This is a genomic window from Pantoea sp. (genome assembly GCF_039594315.1).
Lineage (GTDB): Bacteria > Pseudomonadota > Gammaproteobacteria > Enterobacterales > Enterobacteriaceae > Pantoea.
Window position 1 is genome coordinate 1 of the sequence record NZ_JBCNNP010000037.1, and the last position, 17,227, is coordinate 17,227.

At 53.3% G+C, this 17,227-nt stretch carries 20 protein-coding genes; 3 read left to right on the plus strand and 17 right to left on the minus strand.

The genetic code is table 11. The annotated features are described in order from the left end of the window. From ABDW13_RS17340 to fkpA, 9 genes are all read right to left on the minus strand, one after another. The coding region (locus ABDW13_RS17340; RefSeq protein WP_343553813.1) for a GTP-binding protein at positions 1-428 on the minus strand (428 nt) is incomplete at its 3' end. Between the two features lie 69 nt (positions 429-497). Beyond that, the gene (fusA, locus tag ABDW13_RS17345) at positions 498-2,612 is read right to left on the minus strand and encodes an elongation factor G (protein ID WP_343553814.1); all 2,115 of its coding nucleotides are present in this window, start codon (positions 2,610-2,612) and stop codon (positions 498-500) included. A 93-nt stretch (positions 2,613-2,705) separates the two neighbouring features. Beyond that, a complete protein-coding gene (gene rpsG, locus ABDW13_RS17350) occupies positions 2,706-3,176 on the minus strand; it encodes a 30S ribosomal protein S7 (protein ID WP_007886246.1) in 471 nt (156 codons plus the stop codon). Between the two features lie 96 nt (positions 3,177-3,272). Next, on the minus strand, positions 3,273-3,647 hold the full coding sequence (gene rpsL / locus ABDW13_RS17355; protein WP_006120575.1) for a 30S ribosomal protein S12: 375 nt from the start codon (positions 3,645-3,647) through the stop codon (positions 3,273-3,275). Positions 3,648-3,773: 126 nt separating this feature from the next. Beyond that, positions 3,774-4,061 (minus strand): sulfurtransferase complex subunit TusB, encoded by a 288-nt coding sequence (tusB, locus tag ABDW13_RS17360; protein ID WP_343553815.1) that lies wholly within the window; start codon positions 4,059-4,061, stop codon positions 3,774-3,776. 9 nt (positions 4,062-4,070) lie between these two features. Next, complete coding sequence (gene tusC, locus ABDW13_RS17365; RefSeq protein WP_343553816.1) at positions 4,071-4,430, minus strand: sulfurtransferase complex subunit TusC; 360 nt, start codon at positions 4,428-4,430, stop codon at positions 4,071-4,073. Beyond that, positions 4,430-4,816: a sulfurtransferase complex subunit TusD gene (tusD, locus tag ABDW13_RS17370; RefSeq protein ID WP_343553817.1), complete on the minus strand. Its 387-nt coding sequence runs from the start codon at positions 4,814-4,816 to the stop codon at positions 4,430-4,432. Before tusD ends, tusC begins: the two co-directional genes overlap by 1 nt. After that, positions 4,816-5,538 (minus strand): transcriptional regulator, encoded by a 723-nt coding sequence (locus ABDW13_RS17375; protein WP_097095823.1) that lies wholly within the window; start codon positions 5,536-5,538, stop codon positions 4,816-4,818. Before ABDW13_RS17375 ends, tusD begins: the two co-directional genes overlap by 1 nt. Before the next feature lie 174 nt (positions 5,539-5,712). Then, entirely contained in the window at positions 5,713-6,543 is an 831-nt protein-coding gene (fkpA, locus tag ABDW13_RS17380; RefSeq protein WP_343553818.1) for an FKBP-type peptidyl-prolyl cis-trans isomerase, read from the minus strand. Positions 6,544-6,823: 280 nt separating this feature from the next. Between fkpA and ABDW13_RS17385 the strand changes: the two genes are divergently transcribed. Further along, complete coding sequence (locus ABDW13_RS17385; RefSeq protein ID WP_343553819.1) at positions 6,824-7,042, plus strand: protein SlyX; 219 nt, start codon at positions 6,824-6,826, stop codon at positions 7,040-7,042. Between the two features lie 46 nt (positions 7,043-7,088). Here ABDW13_RS17385 and slyD read toward each other — a convergent pair whose 3' ends face one another. The 4 genes from slyD to kefG all read right to left on the minus strand — a co-directional run bounded on the left by slyD (position 7,089) and on the right by kefG (position 10,425). Further along, positions 7,089-7,643: a peptidylprolyl isomerase gene (gene slyD / locus ABDW13_RS17390; protein ID WP_049851962.1), complete on the minus strand. Its 555-nt coding sequence runs from the start codon at positions 7,641-7,643 to the stop codon at positions 7,089-7,091. 191 nt (positions 7,644-7,834) lie between these two features. Continuing rightward, on the minus strand, positions 7,835-8,035 hold the full coding sequence (locus ABDW13_RS17395; RefSeq protein ID WP_343553852.1) for a YheV family putative zinc ribbon protein: 201 nt from the start codon (positions 8,033-8,035) through the stop codon (positions 7,835-7,837). Positions 8,036-8,071: 36 nt separating this feature from the next. Further along, on the minus strand, positions 8,072-9,874 hold the full coding sequence (gene kefB, locus ABDW13_RS17400) for a glutathione-regulated potassium-efflux system protein KefB (RefSeq protein WP_343553820.1): 1,803 nt from the start codon (positions 9,872-9,874) through the stop codon (positions 8,072-8,074). Beyond that, positions 9,874-10,425, minus strand: a complete 552-nt coding sequence (gene kefG / locus ABDW13_RS17405; RefSeq protein WP_343553821.1) for a glutathione-regulated potassium-efflux system ancillary protein KefG — start codon at positions 10,423-10,425, stop codon at positions 9,874-9,876. Before kefG ends, kefB begins: the two co-directional genes overlap by 1 nt. Positions 10,426-10,539: 114 nt before the next feature. Here kefG and ABDW13_RS17410 point away from each other — a divergent pair, with 114 nt between their 5' ends. Then, on the plus strand, positions 10,540-12,444 hold the full coding sequence (locus ABDW13_RS17410) for an ABC transporter ATP-binding protein (RefSeq protein WP_343553822.1): 1,905 nt from the start codon (positions 10,540-10,542) through the stop codon (positions 12,442-12,444). Positions 12,445-12,593: 149 nt separating this feature from the next. Here ABDW13_RS17410 and tauD read toward each other — a convergent pair whose 3' ends face one another. Genes tauD through tauA form a run of 4 tightly spaced genes read right to left on the minus strand, consistent with a single transcriptional unit; the run spans position 12,594 to position 16,010 of the window. Continuing rightward, a complete protein-coding gene (tauD, locus tag ABDW13_RS17415) occupies positions 12,594-13,433 on the minus strand; it encodes a taurine dioxygenase (protein ID WP_343553823.1) in 840 nt (279 codons plus the stop codon). Continuing rightward, positions 13,430-14,257: a taurine ABC transporter permease TauC gene (tauC, locus tag ABDW13_RS17420; RefSeq protein ID WP_343553824.1), complete on the minus strand. Its 828-nt coding sequence runs from the start codon at positions 14,255-14,257 to the stop codon at positions 13,430-13,432. Before tauC ends, tauD begins: the two co-directional genes overlap by 4 nt. Further along, positions 14,254-15,021 carry a taurine ABC transporter ATP-binding subunit gene (gene tauB / locus ABDW13_RS17425; protein WP_343553825.1) on the minus strand — a complete coding sequence of 256 codons (768 nt, stop codon included), beginning with the start codon at positions 15,019-15,021 and terminating at the stop codon, positions 14,254-14,256. The genes tauC and tauB overlap by 4 nt, the downstream gene beginning before the upstream one ends. 11 nt (positions 15,022-15,032) lie before the next feature. Then, positions 15,033-16,010, minus strand: coding sequence for a taurine ABC transporter substrate-binding protein (gene tauA / locus ABDW13_RS17430; protein ID WP_343553826.1), 978 nt, complete (start codon positions 16,008-16,010; stop codon positions 15,033-15,035). Between the two features lie 236 nt (positions 16,011-16,246). Here tauA and ABDW13_RS17435 point away from each other — a divergent pair, with 236 nt between their 5' ends. After that, positions 16,247-17,227, plus strand: a complete 981-nt coding sequence (locus tag ABDW13_RS17435; RefSeq protein WP_343553827.1) for a LacI family DNA-binding transcriptional regulator — start codon at positions 16,247-16,249, stop codon at positions 17,225-17,227.

Sequence of the window (17,227 nt, forward strand, 5' to 3'; positions counted from 1 at the left end):
TCATCAACCATGTCGCACTTGTTCAGGAACACGATGATGTAAGGAACGCCAACCTGACGACCCAGCAGGATGTGCTCACGGGTCTGTGGCATTGGGCCATCAGTCGCAGCAACAACCAGGATCGCGCCGTCCATCTGCGCAGCACCGGTGATCATGTTTTTCACATAGTCGGCGTGGCCTGGGCAGTCAACGTGCGCATAGTGGCGAGTTGGGGTTTCATATTCAACGTGAGAAGTGTTGATGGTGATACCACGTGCTTTCTCTTCAGGCGCTTTATCGATCTCGTCGAATTTGCTTGCCTTACCACCGTAGGTTTTAGCCAGAACGGTAGTGATCGCTGCAGTCAGAGTGGTTTTACCATGGTCAACGTGACCGATGGTGCCGACGTTTACGTGCAGTTTGTTACGCTGAAATTGCTCTTTCGCCATGGCGATAATTCCTTACGTTGTGCCTTCATGAGTCATGAAGGCATCAGTTCACAATTTTTAAACCGTAGCTTATTTGCTACGAGCTTCAATAACGGCCTGAGCGACGTTGTTCGGCGCATCATCGTACTTCAGGAACTCCATGGAGTAAGAAGCACGGCCTTTGGTCAGAGAACGCAGCTGAGTTGCGTATCCGAACATTTCAGACAGCGGAACTTCAGCATGGATCTGAACGCCAGTAGCGTTAGATTCCTGTCCTTTGAGCATACCACGACGACGGCTAAGGTCACCGATAACGTCACCGGTGTTCTCTTCCGGAGTCTCTACTTCAACCTTCATGATTGGCTCAAGCAGCACAGGTTGTGCTTTCTTGAAGCCATCTTTAAAGGCCAAAGAAGCAGCCAGTTTAAACGCCAGCTCAGAGGAGTCGACATCATGGTATGAACCGAAGTGCAGACGAACACCCAGATCTACTACCGGATAACCAGCCAGTGGACCTGATTTCAGCTGCTCCTGGAGACCTTTATCAACCGCAGGGATGTATTCAGTTGGAATCACACCGCCCTTGATATCGTTGACAAATTCGTAACCTTTCGGGTTCACACCTGGCTCCAGTGGGTACATGTCGATAACAACATGACCGTACTGACCACGACCACCAGACTGCTTGGCGTGTTTACCTTCGATATCGGTAACTTTAGAGCGGATCGCTTCACGGTAAGCAACCTGTGGTTTACCCACGTTTGCTTCCACGTTGAATTCACGCTTCATACGGTCAACGATGATATCGAGGTGCAGCTCACCCATACCGGCGATGATAGTCTGGTTAGATTCTTCATCAGTCCATACGCGGAATGATGGATCTTCTTTCGCCAGGCGCCCCAGAGCCAGACCCATTTTTTCCTGGTCAGCTTTGGTTTTTGGTTCAACGGCGATTGAGATTACTGGCTCTGGGAATTCCATGCGCTCAAGAATGATGACGTTATCTGGGTCACACAGGGTGTCACCAGTGGTCACATCTTTCAGGCCGATCGCAGCTGCGATGTCGCCCGCACGAACTTCTTTGATCTCTTCGCGTTTGTTAGCGTGCATCTGAACGATACGGCCCAGACGCTCACGGTTTGACTTAACCGGGTTGTACACGGTGTCACCGGTGTTAACCACACCAGAGTAAACGCGGAAGAAGGTCAAGTTACCTACAAACGGGTCGGTAGCGATTTTGAACGCCAGAGCAGCAAACGGCTCTTTGTCGTCTGAGTGACGCTCAGCCGGCGTGTCTTTACCGTCGTCCAGCATACCGTTAATCGCGGTAACGTCAGTCGGTGCTGGCAGGTATTCAACTACCGCATCCAGCATCGCCTGAACACCTTTGTTCTTAAATGCAGAACCACAGGTAACCAGGATAATTTCGTTGTTCAGAACGCGCTTACGCAGAGAAGTTTTGATCTCTTCTTCAGTCAGCTCTTCACCGCCGAAGAATTTATCCATCAGCTCATCAGAGCCTTCAGCTGCAGCTTCAACCAGCTTCGCACGCCATTCTTCAGCCAGTTCCTGCATATCCGCTGGAATATCTTCGTAAACGAAGGTGACGCCCTGATCGGCTTCGTTCCAGTTGATTGCTTTCATTTTCACCAGGTCAACAACACCGGTGAAGCCTTCTTCTGCGCCGATAGCCAGCTGAAGTGGAACTGGGTTTGCACCCAAGCGATCCTTCATCTGACCAACAACTTTCAGGAAGTTAGCACCCATGCGGTCCATTTTGTTAACGAACGCAATGCGTGGAACTTTATATTTGTTAGCCTGGCGCCATACGGTTTCAGACTGTGGCTGAACACCACCAACCGCACAGTAAACCATTACTGCGCCATCAAGAACACGCATAGAACGCTCAACTTCGATGGTGAAGTCAACGTGTCCCGGGGTGTCGATGATGTTTACGTGGTGTGGTTCAAACTGCTTAGCCATACCAGACCAGTAACAGGTGGTCGCAGCAGAGGTAATGGTAATACCACGTTCCTGCTCCTGCTCCATCCAGTCCATGGTTGCTGCGCCGTCATGCACTTCACCGATTTTGTGGTTTACACCGGTGTAGAACAGAACACGTTCGGTAGTAGTAGTCTTACCGGCGTCGATGTGCGCACTGATACCGATGTTACGGTAGCGCTCAATGGGTGTTTTACGAGCCATTTGATTCCTCTGATTCTGAGACGTTCTAAGTTAAAAAAGCCCAGCAGGTGAGTAACTGGGACGCCCGCTGGGTTAATAACAACTACTTTGCTGTTACCAGCGGTAGTGTGCGAACGCCTTGTTGGCTTCAGCCATACGGTGAACGTCTTCACGTTTCTTAACTGCAGTACCTTTGTTTTCTGCAGCGTCAGAAAGTTCGTTCGCCAGGCGGAGAGCCATAGATTTATCACCGCGTTTACGAGCAGCTTCTACGATCCAACGCATTGCCAAGGCATTACGACGAACCGGACGGACTTCAACTGGAACCTGATAGGTAGAACCACCAACGCGACGTGACTTAACTTCGACAGTCGGACGCACGTTTTCGAGAGCAACCTCGAACGCTTCCAGGCCATCTTTACCAGCACGTTGAGCCAGGGTATCAAGTGCGGTATAGACGATTGATTCAGCAGTAGATTTTTTACCATCTACCATCAAGATATTTACAAATTTAGCCAGCAGCTCTGATCCGAACTTAGGATCCGGCAGAATTTTACGCTGACCAATGACGCGACGACGTGGCATGGAAATACTCCGTTGTTAATTCAGGATTGTCCAAAACTCTACGAGTTTAGTTTGACATTTAAGTTAAAACGTTTGGCCTTACTTAACGGAGAACCATTAAGCCTTTGGCTTCTTCACGCCGTACTTGGAGCGTGACTGCTTACGGTCTTTAACACCTGAGCAGTCCAGCGCGCCACGAACGGTGTGGTAACGCACACCTGGCAAGTCTTTAACACGACCGCCACGGATCAGGATCACTGAGTGCTCCTGGAGGTTATGACCTTCACCGCCGATATAGGAGGTAACTTCAAAACCGTTAGTCAAACGCACACGGCAAACTTTACGCAGTGCTGAGTTTGGTTTTTTAGGGGTAGTGGTGTACACACGAGTACATACGCCACGTTTCTGCGGGCAAGCTTCCAGCGCAGGCACGTTGCTCTTTGCAACTTTGCGTACGCGTGGTTTGCGAACCAGCTGGTTAACTGTTGCCATTAAATAGCTCCTGGGATTTAGCTTTTTGCTTCGTAAACACGTAATAAATCGCCTCGTATTACTACGAGGAGGCAGAATTTTAGGGCTGTGTCAAAAGGGTGTCAAGAAATAACCAGGTTTTCGCTCTTACCAGGCCACTTGTTGTTGGTGCTTCGCTGTCAATGCAACGAAACCAGTATAGTCCAAACGTGCTACTTTGGTCGAAATTTGCTCAATGAGGCCGCGCGCCGCCACATCCTCAGTTAATACCCACAGCGTAGCAGGCGATGTGCTCAGCTTATCCAGCATTTGGCTGCCGGCTAAAGCAGCAGTTACACCATCTTGTAATAAAAGCAGATCATCACCTTCCTGTAACAGCAGCAGCAGACTATCGAGGTCGCATTGCCATGGCGATTGCATCAGCGTGTAGAGCATAATCAGTTCTCAGAATCGAATAACACGATGATACGTTGCCAGCTTTTCGCGCAGTGCAGCAGCATCCAGCACTTCAGCCTTCAATACACGTTCAGCCGTCAGGCTTTGGCCGCGCGCGCGCAGAGAGTCGGCGCAGATAAAAAATTGGTCGATGTCATACAGCTCCAGCACGCCAAAAGTCGCTATATAGTTGCGCGCCAAAATCTGATCTGGTTGCTGGTCGCGATTCAGTTGCAATACGCCGTCACCAATAAAAAACAGTCCAATCTCTTCGCTCAACGCACCTGTTGCCAGCACCGCATCCAGCCCTTCCCTGCCGGCGCTGCTGCCGTGCGGTGACTGAGTAAATAAAAACGCCACGCGATTCATTAGAATTGCACCAACCGATCGCAACTGAGCGCAGCTTCTGCCAATGCGCCCAAACCGCTGAGTTCAAAACCAGGTTGCAAGTTACTGCCCGCTAATTGCAAACGTGCCGCTTCCTGCGCATCCGTTACGCCACGACGTAACGCAGCGGCAACGCAGATATTCAGTGCGGCACCGCATTCGTCACGCAGATGTTGCCACTCACGCACCATATCCACTTCATCGCTAGCTGGTGCACTCAATTGGTTAGCGTTCAACACACCTTCACGGTAGAAAAACACGCTTTCTAACTGATGCCCGGCTTGCAGCAACGCGCGCGCAAACAGCAGCGCACTGCTAGCGTGTTGTGTGCCGTAAGCAGGTCCGGTGACCAGCAAGGTGTAGCGCATTAGCGATCTTGCCCTTGAAAATCGCCGCTTTTGAACTGGCGAATATAAAGGTAAACCGTGTGCTTCGAGATGTTAAGGCGGTCAGCAACCTGGTTGATGGCGTCTTTAATATCGAAGATGCCCTTCTCATACATATTGAGCACGATCTGACGATTTTTGGCGTTGTTAGAAACGTTGCGGTCGGCGCTGACTTCTTCAATGGCGAATTCCAGCGTCTGCATAACTAGGTCTTCAACCGAGCTGGCGAAGTTTACGTTGGAATCAACCTGCTGCATTTCCGGCGGCATAAAGGTCGACATAATTTGCGAGAACGGCACGTCGAGGTTCATGTTGATGCACAGCAAGCCAATCACACGCTGCTGGCGATTGCGAATCGCGATGGTGACGGATTTCATTAGCACGCCGCTTTTCGCGCGCGTGAAATAGGCGCGAGAGACATTGCTGTCCGCGCCATGCATGTCGTGCAACATGCGCAGCGCCAAATCGGTAATCGGCGAACCCACTTTACGTCCGGTATGTTCACCATTGGCGATGCGTACGGCAGAACATTTCAAATCTTCTAACGAGTGCAGCACGATTTCGCAGTGCGAGCCAATCAGCATTGCCAGCCCATCAACGACGGCTTCGTAAGATTTGAGGATATCGAAATCAGCTTGCTCGAACGGACGTTGCTCCAGTAAATCGAAGTCAGTCAGTTCACCGGGATTGAATGGATTAGACATCGGAGACATTACCCTAAATGGCTGGAGCCTGTCTCGACAGCATTGGGGCAGACTCATGATGTGATAATTGTGCAGGCGCTAGTCTGGCAAATGTCATGGTCTTTAGCCAGACCTTTACTCTCTTCTCACAAATAAAAACGCCGCCCGCAGGCGGCGTCATTCAGCAATTGCGAATTACTGTGCTTTCTGATCGGCAGCAGCAGGTGCCTGCGCTTTCTCATCTGCTTTTGGTGCTGGTTTGATGTCGAGCAGTTCAACATCGAATACCAGAGTGGAGTTAGCCGGAATGCCCGGAACGCCATTTTTGCCGTAAGCCAGGTTCGGTGGAATCACCAACTTGATCTTACCGCCTTTCTTCACGTGCTTCAGACCTTCGGTCCAGCCTGGAATTACACCATCCAGACGGAACGACAGCGGCTCGCCACGGGTATAAGAGTTATCGAACTCAGTACCGTCAATCAGCGTACCTTTGTAGTTCACCACTACGGTATCGCTGTCTTTTGGCACGTCGCCAGAACCTTCTTTCTCTACCTGATACAGCAGGCCAGATTCAGTTTTCTTCACGCCTTTTTCTTTAGCGAATTTGTCAGCGTAAGCAGCACCCTTATCAGAGTTCTCTTTCGCGTCTTTTTCCATCTTCGCCTGAGCTGCGCCTTTCACGCGGCCTTCAAAAGCTTGCAGAGTTTGCTCGATCTCTTGATCAGAGAGTTTGCTCTTGCCGCCAAACGCGTCCTGAACACCAGCAATCAGCTGATCTTTGTCCAGTTTGATGCCCAGTTTCTCTTGTTCCTTCAGAGAGTTGTCCATGTAGCGACCCAGAGACGCGCCCAGCGCATAGGCTGATTGCTGATCTTCATTTTTGAAGGCAGCATTTTTCGGAGCCTGTGGCGCAGCTTGAGCAGCATCAGCTGGTGCAGCGGCGGTTTCTGCTGCCATTGCCAGCGGTGCATTCAGCGCGACAGCCATGGTGGTAGCTAACAATGTGACTTTAAACAGTGATTTCATCCTTTCTCCAAAACCGAAGCCTCTCACCTCGGGAATCATTGCGGACTGAGGCCCACACTATAACTTTACGTGGCAGCGGCGAACACTCCCACAATGTAATTACCCGGTCAACCTCCGACCTTTTTTGCTTCAGGAAGTTTCATCAGAGATATAGGCGTTATGTCTGTTTTCAATGCAGCATGCCGCGGAAAGGTAAAATATCAGGTGATTCTGAAGCCAAAGACCGTAGAATCACGCCCGAATCAGTTTAACGTGCAATGCCGAAAGAGAGAGAAAGATCATGCAGCAAGCAGAATGGGAACAACGCCTTGAGGCGCTTGAGAGCAAATTGGCTTTTCAGGAATACACCATCGATCAGCTCAATCAAACGGTGGTTCAGCACGAGATGGAAATGATCAAACTGCGCGAGCAAGTGCGTTTGTTGATCGATAAAGTCAAAGAGAGCGCGCCTTCAATGATTGCATCGCAATCGGAAGAAACACCGCCTCCACATTACTAATAAAAGAAAGGCCACCCGAAGGTGGCCTCACAGAGCGTGACGCGGATTAGTGGCTGCAGCCGCAACCGCCAGTGCCACAACCGCCCTGGCCGTGATCGTGACCATGGTCGTGGTCATGATCGTGATGATGACCATCAGCACCGTGCACGTGACCGTGCGCCAGCTCTTCTTCGGTCGCTGCGCGAATCGCAACAACTTCCACGTTGAAGTTCAGGTTCTGACCGGCCAGCATGTGGTTACCATCAACCACGACGTGCTCGTCTTCAACTTCGGTGATTTCGACCGGAACTGGACCCTGATCGGTTTCTGCCAGGAAGCGCATGCCAACTTGCAGTTCGTCAACGCCCATAAACACGTCTTTAGGTACGCGCTGCACGAGGTTGTCATCGTATTGACCGTAAGCGTCATTCGCCGGGATATGCACGTCAAACTTATCGCCTACATCATGATTTTCCAGCGCTTTTTCCAGACCAGAAATCAGGGAACCATGACCGTGCAGATAGTCCAACGGTGCACTCACCGGTGACTCGTCAACCAACACACCGTCTTCGGTACGAACCTGATACGCCAGGCTCACCACCAGGTCTTTTGCTACTTTCATGATATCTCCTAACCGTTGAGAACTAAGATCCCGTCCCATTGGTCAATTTTGCGTGCAATAAACCAACCAGAAAGGTTCAAAACTGAGGATGCCAATAATGTTGCGGCATACTGCTCAGCGTTAATGGCGCCGATTGTAGCGGAATTCAATCCCGCTGTAAGTTCAAGCTTAAAAAAAGCTGCGCCATTGCGCTACTCAGGATGAAAAATACCGATCACTTGCTCATTAGTGCGAACCTGATCGCGCACTTGCTTATCGGCTTCACGCATCTGGTGACCGCATTGAACACATTCCACCACTTCAACGTTGTTTTCGCGCCACAACGCCAGGGTGTCTTTCTCTTGGCACTTTGGACAAACCGCGCCAGCAATAAAGCGTTTACGCATACTGATTCCTGTCATTCATGAACAGATCTATTAAGTGTAGCCCTACTCATCATCCCAGCCGTCAAACTGGCGTTTTTCGTGCTGCATTTCGCGCTGGAAGATATCCTCCAGCTCACGACGCGCTTCACGCACACGTGAAACCTGGGCGCTGTCATCATGGCTTGGCACCAGTTCACGCAGCATGCGCATATCCAGACGACGGAAATGCTGTTGTGCACGTTGCGCCTGATGGGGATGCATGCCGAGTGAGATCAGCGTCTTGCGCCCCAACTCCAACGCACTGGAGAAGGTTTCACGCGAGAACAGCGTCACGCCAGCCTGCAACAGTTCGTGAGCTTCAACACGGCCACGCGCGCGGGCCAGAATTTCCAGCTGCGGGAAATGTTGCTGGCACAACTGCACGATGGTCATCGAATCTTCCGGATCGTTACAGGTGATCACGATGGATTGCGCATTCTCCGCGCCCGCGGCACGCAGCAGCTCCAGCTCAGTGGCATCACCATAATAAACCTTGTAGCCATATTTACGCATCAGGCTGACGGCGGAGATGTCACGCTCCAACACGGTAATACGCTTGTTATTGGCCATCAACAAACGGCCAACCACCTGACCAAAACGACCGAAACCGACCACAATCACCTGTGGCTGATCGTCCTCAACAAAATGCTTCTCAGCATTCTCGTCGGGTTCATTAAAGCGGTGCGCCAGCAAGCGGTCGATCGCGTTCATCAACAGCGGCGTGGTCATCATAGAAAGCGTCACGGTAACCAGCAGCAGCGGCATTTGATCGCCACTGAACATTTTCGCCGATGAGGCTGCCGAGAACAGTACGAAGGCAAATTCTCCGCCCTGACTCAGCACACCCGCGAACTGCTGGCGCTCTGAACTGCGCAGGCCGTAAATGCGCCCCAGCACATACAGCACCAACGTTTTCACCGCGACCAGAATGACCACACCAACCAGGATTTCAACGATGTGGGTATAAAGCACGCCGAGGTTCAACGCCATGCCCACCGAAATAAAGAACAATCCCAGCAGCAAGCCTTTAAACGGTTCAATCGCCACTTCCAGCTCATGGCGATATTCACTTTCCGCCAACAGAATACCCGCGATGAACGTACCCAGCGCCATCGACAGGCCCAGCGCGTCCATAAACAGCGCCGATCCCAGTACCAATAACAATGAGGCGGCAGTAAACACTTCGCGCACGCCAGATGCGGCAATAAAGCGCAGGATCGGACGCAGTAAGTAGCGACCACCAATCAGCATCCCGGCAAACGCCAGCACTTTCATGCCCACTTTCAGCCAGTCAACGTGGCCGCTGTCGCCGCCCGCCAGCAACGGTACTAATGCCAACGCTGGAATCACCGCCAAATCCTGGAACAGCAAGACCGAGAACCCAAGCTGGCCCGATTCGCTGCGATTCATGCCTTTATCGCGCATCAACTGCAACGCCATCGCGGTGGAGGACATCGCCAAGCCGATGCCGCCAATCACCGCCGCCTGCCAGCTAAAGTTGGTCAGCCACAGCAGGCCACCGAGTATCGCCGCCGAAACCAAGACTTGCGCGGCACCGACGCCGAAAATCGACCGCCGCAGCGCCCACAACTTAGCTGGATTCAGTTCCAGGCCGATAATGAACATCAGGAACACCACGCCGAGTTCAGAGAAGTGCAGAATCTCCTCGACATCGCTGATGAAACCTAAACCCCATGGACCGATGGCAATCCCCGCCAGCAGATAGCCCAACACCGCGCCAATGCCGAGTCGCGCCGCAATCGGCACTATCAACACCGCCGCGACCAGATAAATCACCCCGGCTGTCAGTAACGTTTCGCCTTCCATCACACACCTCCTTGCGGCAGCGGTGAAGCCAGCCAGTCGCCGTACGCACGCGCAAAATTACGCATCACTTCCGGCGTTTGTCGCCGCGCCCAGTGAATCACCATCGGCGTCATCCAGTGCATGCGACACATCTGCGCCGTCAGCTCGAACGGACGCATAATGTCACTCATCGGATAGCGATTCAGGCCGCTGTGGTGATAAGCCGTTTCCGGTTCACCGGTGGTCACCACACTGCGCCAATATTTGCCTTCCAGCGCATTGCCATCCGGGCCGCTGGCAAACCCGCGCGACAACACGCGATCCAGCCACTCTTTCAGCAATGCCGGGCAGCTGTAGGTGTAAAGCGGGTGTTGGAATACGATGATTTGGTGCTCGCGCAGCAACTGCTGCTCATAGTGAATATCAATAAAAAAATCCGGATAGTGGGCGTATAAATCGTGCACCGTGACGTGGTCCAGTTCCATAGCCGACTGCAGCAAAACCCGATTAGCAATCGAATCCTGTGATTCCGGATGGGCGTAAAGCAGCAATACTTTAGGCGGCTGCGACATCAATCCCCTCCAAAGCGTCGTCACGGCACAGGAATTCCGCTACCATGCTCGACGCAACAAATATTCTCGAATTATGTTGCCGGTAAATTAACATATTCTGACGATACGGCGCTTATGATTGTCTTTTCAGCATTACAAATTCGCCGCGGCACTAATGTGCTGCTGGACAACGCAACAGCCACCATTAACCCAGGCCAGAAAGTCGGTTTAGTGGGCAAAAACGGCTGCGGCAAATCAACGCTGTTGTCGTTACTGAAAGGTGAAATCAGCAGCGACGCAGGCAATGCGACTTTCCCCAGTAACTGGGCGCTGGCGTGGGTCAATCAAGAAACCCCGGCACTCAGCAAACCGGCGCTGGACTATGTTATCGACGGCGACCGCGAATATCGTCAGCTTGAGTCTGAATTAGCCGATGCCAATGCGCGCAACGATGGCAACGCCATTGCCTTGCTGCACGGCAGGTTGGATGCGATTCAGGCGTGGAGCATACCGGCTCGCGCCTCAAGTTTGCTGCACGGTTTGGGCTTTAGCCAGGAACAATTAATGCGGCCGGTAAGCGATTTCTCCGGCGGCTGGCGCATGCGCCTCAACCTCGCGCAAGCTTTGGTGTGCCGTTCAGATCTGCTGCTGCTGGATGAACCGACCAACCACCTTGATTTGGATGCGGTGATTTGGCTGGAACGCTGGCTGAAAAGCTACGAAGGTACGTTGGTGCTAATCTCGCACGACCGCGATTTCCTCGATCCGGTTGTGGATAAGATCATCCACATCGAACAACAAACCCTGTTCGAATACACCGGCAACTACAGCTCGTTTGAGCGTCAGCGCGGCGCCAAGCTGGCACAACAGCAAGCGCTGTTCCAGAGCCAGCAGGAAAAAGTCGCCCACCTGCAAAAGTATATTGACCGCTTCCGCGCGCAGGCGACCAAAGCCAAGCAGGCACAAAGCCGCATCAAAATGCTGGAACGTATGGAATTGATTGCGCCAGCGCACGTCGATAACCCATTTAGCTTCAGCTTCCGCGCGCCAGAAAGCTTGCCGAATCCATTACTGAAAATGGAAAAAGTTACCGCGGGTTACGGTGAGCGCATCATTCTTGACGCCATCAAACTCAATTTGGTACCGGGTTCGCGCATTGGTTTACTGGGTCGCAACGGCGCAGGTAAATCCACGCTGATCAAACTGTTGGCCGGTGAACTGGAAGCGCTGGATGGCAAAGTCGGCTTGGCAAAAGGCATCAAGCTGGGTTACTTCGCGCAGCATCAGCTGGAATATCTGCGGGCCGATGAATCGCCATTGCAGCATTTGTCGCGCATCGCGCCGAAAGTGCTTGAGCAGCAGCTGCGTGATTATCTGGGCGGCTTCGGCTTCCAAGGCGATAAAGTCAGCGAAATAACCGAGCGTTTCTCCGGTGGCGAAAAAGCGCGTCTGGTGCTGGCGCTGATCGTCTGGCAGCGCCCGAACTTACTGCTACTTGATGAACCAACCAACCACCTTGATCTCGATATGCGTCAGGCACTCACTGAAGCGCTGATTGATTTCGAAGGCGCATTGGTGGTGGTGTCGCACGATCGTCATTTGCTTCGCGCAACCACGGATGATTTGTATCTGGTGCACGATGGCAAAGTCGATGTGTTTGAAGGCGATCTGGAAGACTACCAGCAATGGTTGAGCGATCTGCAAAAGCAGCAGGCGCAACAAGATGCCGCGCCGAAGCAGGATAACGCCAACAGCGCGCAGTCGCGTAAAGACCAGAAGCGCCGCGACGCTGAACTGCGCGCGCAAACCCAGCCGCTGCGCAAAGAGATCGAGAAGCTTGAGAAGCAGATGGCGAAGTGGCAAAGCCAGCTCAGCGAAGCCGAAGCTCAACTGGCCGACAGCGCGATTTACGATCAGAGCCGCAAAGCCGATTTGAATCTCGCCTTGCAGCGTCAGGCGGAAAGTAAAGCCGCGCTGGAAGAGGTTGAAATGGCGTGGCTGGATGCGCAAGAGCAGTTGGAGCAGATGCTGGCGAGTTGATCACTGCTTTTGGTTCGTGCTCGCTGTCCCCCATCCCAGCCTTCCCCCGCAAGCGGGAGAAGGGGCAGATCGAGCAGGAATTCAACTCAGAGCTCCACCTAAACATTCCCTCTCCCGCCTGCGGGAGAGGGTTAGGGTGAGGGAAAGATTTAAAACGGCTTATCCCCCAACACCGTTGCCCGATGCATCACCCGCCGCGCCGGATAATAATCCGCATTAGCGTAATGCTGCGTCACGCGGTTATCCCAAATCGCCACATCATTCTCCTGCCAGCGCCAGCGCACCTGAAACTCAGGTTTAGCGGTGTGAGCAAACAGGAAACCGAGCAAGGCATCGCTCTCTTTTTCACTCAATCCCAGCAAGCGCGTAGTAAATCCTTCATTAACAAACAACGCCTTACGCCCGCTGACCGGATGGGTACGAATCACCGGATGTTGCACCGGCGGATTTTTAGCTACCGCTTGCTGCCAGCGCTGATGCTCTTCTGCGGTTTTACGGTATTTGTATTCCTGGAACGACTTCTTAAAATCGTGCTCCGCTTGCAACTCGTTGAGCAGATGCTTGAACGGCTCCGACAGCGCTTCATACGCCGCAATACCGCTTGACCACAAGGTATCGCCGCCGCTTTCCGGCAACAGTTTCGACGCCAAAATGGCAATTGCTGGCGGTGTCTCGATAAAGGTGACATCGGTGTGCCAGTTATCGTTATCAGGCGGATTATCCTGATGGGTATCCAGCACAATGATCTCTTCCACGCCTTCCGCATGCGGATACACCGGATGAATGTGCAGATCGCCAAAACGAATCGCCAGCGCGCGCTGCTGTTCGGGCGTAATCACCTGATTGCGCAGGAACAACACTTGATGGCGCAGCAAGCCATGATAAAGCTGTTCAAACTGCGCATCGCTCAGCGGACGGCTAAGATCAACATCGCTGACCTGCGCACCGATATTCGGGCCCAGCGCGGTAAAATTAATGCGTTCGTTCATTGTTGTTCTCCATTCCAGGGCGTCAGTCGGCGCTGCAAGGCGCGTAGACCCAGTTCTAAACCAAAAGCAATCAGGGCGATTACCGCAATCCCGGCCAGCACCACATCGGTGGCGAGAAACTCGCCGGCCGACTGCACCATAAAGCCGAGACCGCGCGTGGCAGCGATCAATTCAGCGGCAACCAGCGTGGACCAACCCACACCGAGGCCGATACGCAAGCCAGTAAGAATTTCCGGCAATGCGCCCGGCAGAATCACGTAGCGCAGCAACTGCCAACGCGATGCACCCAGCGCTTGCGCGGCACGAATCCGCACTTGCTGGGCATTCTTCACGCCCGCCAGCGTTGATAAGGCCACAGGCGCGAAAATCGCCAGATAAATCAGTAAAATCTTCGAGGTTTCACCGATGCCAAACCAGATCACCATCAGCGGCAAATAGGCCAGCGGCGGCACCGGGCGATAGAGTTCAATCAGCGGATCAAGCAAGCCGCGAATCGCCGGGCTTAAACCCATCGCGATGCCCACCGGAATGCCAATCAGCGCGGCAAAGAACAGCGCCACCAGCATACGCGCCAGGCTAGCCCCTAAATGCTGCCACAATGTCGCGTCCATAAAGCCTTGCGGGCTGGCGATCAGCAGCAGCTTTTGCAATACCAACTGCGGCGGCGGCAAAAACAGTGGCGCAATCAAACCCAGCGCCGTTACGCCCCACCACAGCAGCAGCAGAATGCCGACGCTCAACAAACTGAGCGAAAACTGTAACGAGAATGGCCAGCGTAAGCTGCGGCGGCGCGTTTGGCGTTTCTCATCAATTAACGCGCTCATACAAATGCCTCCCGCTGTGAAAATACCTGATTCAGCACATATTCACGGCGTTCGATAAACGCCGGATCGGACTTGATGCTGCGGCACGCTTCCCCAGCGGCGAAGCGCTGACCGAAATCGAGCTTCAAACGTTCCACCACGCGACCCGGTCCCGGCGACAACAGCACCAGTTCGCTGGCAAGAAATACCGCTTCTTCTATATCGTGAGTGATCAGCAGGATCTGCTTGCCGGTATCGCGCCACAGCGTCAGCAGCAAGGTTTGCATCTGCTCGCGGGTAAAGGCATCCAGCGCGCCGAACGGCTCATCTAACAGCAGCAACTGAGGATCAGCCGCCAGCGCACGCGCAATCCCCACGCGCTGACGTTGACCCCCAGAGAGCTGCCAGATAAAACGCTGCTCTGCACCTTCAAGTCCTACTTTGCGAATTAAGCGACGGGCAATGGCATGGCGCTCCGCCTTCGCCATTCCCGCCAGTTGCAGGCCGAACGCCACGTTATCAATCACGTTACGCCACGGCAGCAATCCTTCATTTTGAAACACCACGCCGCGCTCAGCGCCCGGCCCTTCCACCGCTTTGCCATCCAGCGTGATGCTGCCGGATTCCAGCGGCAGAAAGCCGGCGATCAAATTCAACAGCGTGGTTTTGCCGCAGCCGGAGGGACCCAGCACCACCAGCAGGTCGCGTTGATCCAGTTGCAGATTGATATCCTGCAACGCGGGTTGTCCGGCGTAACGTGCATTGAGATTGGTGATGTTGAGCATATCGCCTCCGATTATTTGGCTAAGGGTGCAACGAAGCGAGTGGTGACAAAGCTGCTGTAATCGTCAGCCGCTGAAGGCACTTTGCCCTGCTCTTTCAGGAAGCTGGCGGTATCGACAATCGCCTTGTTCACCGGCTTGCCGAGCTGCTCAACTTGCTGCTGTGCGGTTAAGTAGGTGTTGCCTTTCACCAGCACCGGCACGTCTGATTCCGGCACCCCGCTTAAGCGCGCCAGCTTGCTCAAATTGTCGGGCTGCTTCAGCCACTGTTCTGGATTGGCGATATACGCTTGCTGCGCTTCAATCGCGCTGCGTGCAAAAGCAGTCACGATGTCAGGATGCTGTTGAGCAAAGTCCTTACGCACCACCCACACATCCAGCGTCGGCGCGCCCCATTTGCCCACCTGCGATGAATCCGTCAGCACGTTGCCCTCTTTTTCCAGCTCATTTACCGCCGGTGACCAAACGTAGGCACCATCAATATCGCCACGCTTCCATGCCGCGATAATCGCTGGCGGCTGCAAGTTCACCAACGTGACCTGCGAAGGTTTAATGCCCCAATGCTTGAGCGCGGCGAGGAAGCTGTAATGCGTGGTGGAGATGAAAGGCACGGCGATGCGTTTGCCAATCAGATCTTTGGGATTGGTAATGGATTTTTTCACCACCAGCGCTTCGGAATTGCCCAACTGAGAAGCCAGCAGGAAGGCTTCAATCGGCAGTTGTTGGGTGGCGGCTACCGCCAGCGGGCTGGAGCCGATATTGCCAATCTGCACATCGCCCGATGCTAAGGCGCGCAGCACGCTGGCGCCGCTATCGAACTTGCGCCAATCCACCGTCGCACCGCTGTCTTTGGCAAAGGTATTGTCAGCCTGTGCAACTTTGGCGGGTTCCGCCGAGGTTTGATACGCCACGGTGACATTGACCGCCTGCGCCTGGAAGGCCATCAAGGCGAATGCTGCCGCGACCGCTGTTATTGTTTTTTTCATTGCCATCATCTTTCACCCCAATGTGTTTTAGTGAGGGCAGTTTCTCCAGCCGCAGTAATTTCACCAAGGAATTAAAAATTATCCCTAATGACGATCCGTTCTTAGATCAACATCGGGCAAGCCTATGCAAAATGCGCAAATGCAAAGAACGCTTAAAATGACAAATATGTCATACGCTCACATTGCAGCTGTGCTATTGATAGACAACCTGTTTATCCCCCCTTATTAGCGGTCCTAAATCCATGTCGATTGAGAAAGTCGCGCATTTGGCTGGCGTGTCAAAAGCCACGGTTTCACGGGTTTTGAATCAAAATCCCGGCGTACGTCCCGACACGCGCGCCAAAGTGCTGGCAGCGATCGACATTTGCGACTATCAACCCAACTTACTGGCGCGCCAGCTGCGCACTTCGCAAAGTCACATGCTGCTGGTGCTGATCCCCGATATTACCAATCCGTTCTGCTCACGCGTGGTTCAGGGCATTGAAGCCGAGGCCGAAGCGCAGGGTTATCACATTCTGCTGTGCAATTCCGGATCGCAGTTGCGGCGCGAAGCAGCCTACATCGCGCTGCTGACTGGAAAAGTGGTCGATGGGGTGATCACCATGGATGCTGCCGCCTGTTTGCAGGAATTAAAGGAGCTGATTGGCGATGCGCCTTGGGTGCAATGTGCGGAGTACGATCCTGCTATCGCGGCATCCAGCGTGGCGATTGATAATAAAGAAGCGGCGTTTGAAACGATTCGTTATCTGGCGGAAAAAGGTCGCCGTCGCATCGCACTGGTTAACTGCGATATGCGCTATCTCTATTCCCATCAACGCGAAGATGGTTATCGCGCCGCGCTTGAACAGTTGGAATTGAATTATGGCAGCGTGGCGTACGCGGAAAATGTCACCTGCGAAGCGGGCAGCGCAGCGTTGCGCGAATTGCTGATGCAGCCAGAACGGCCAGATGCGGTGTTTGCGGTTTCGGATGTGTTGGCGGTTGGCGTGATTCACGCGGCGTTAGAAGCCGGGTTGCGTGTACCAGAAGATTTGGCGGTGGTGGGATTCGATGGCATCAACTTTACCAGCAGCCTCAATCCACCGCTCACCACCATTGAACAACCGATGAACCGCATGGGCGCGCGCAGCGTACAACTGTTGCTGCAACGCATCCGTCAGCCACTTTCACCGGTGGTGCATGAAGTGTTGCCGTGGAAGCGCGTCGAACGCGCCTCCAGCTAA